The organism is Acinetobacter sp. UBA3132 (assembly GCF_002364825.1).
Classification (GTDB): domain Bacteria; phylum Pseudomonadota; class Gammaproteobacteria; order Pseudomonadales; family Moraxellaceae; genus Acinetobacter; species Acinetobacter schindleri.
Map to the genome: position 1 here is coordinate 13677 of NZ_DEZM01000022.1, position 646 is coordinate 14322.

Consider the following 646-nt stretch of genomic DNA (forward strand, 5'->3'; position numbering starts at 1 on the left):
TACGATGCCATGGCGCGTTATCAGGTCAATTCAAATGTAGATCTACAGCTAAATGTGAATAACCTGTCCGACACACGTTATTTTACCAAAGCCTATTCTTCCCACTATGCAACTGAAGCCGAAGGTCTCAGTGCTGTATTAGGCCTACATTTTAAATACTGAGCTAGCCAATTATCATCAGATTCAGGGATAGTCTGAATTCATCAGGCTATTCCTTATTTTTTCACCAGAATAATCTCATATATAGATTGTTCAAAACTTCTCAACAAAATTATCATATAAAGAAATATTTTAGCCATATTGCTTAATCACAGAAAAATCCAACAAAATTAAAATAGATCAAAGAAATATTTTCCCAATTAACGACTTTATAAGAAAATCTTTTTTAAGATACGACTAAAATCCATAGAAAAAGCAAAAACTTTTCACGTTTTCTGGTCTAAAATTAATCTTATAGGTTCACCATGCAGGTGTCTGGTCGATCCTGATGATCAAGACTTTAAAAAATACAGGATTGATCTTATTTACCCACACCTGCCTGTAAACGAATATATAGACAAAATCTATACTGTAGACCGAGCAACTGCTGCACCAAGCGAGTCTGCCAGGCTACCTAAGGAGCTCTCTCATGATGTTGGCTGATCCA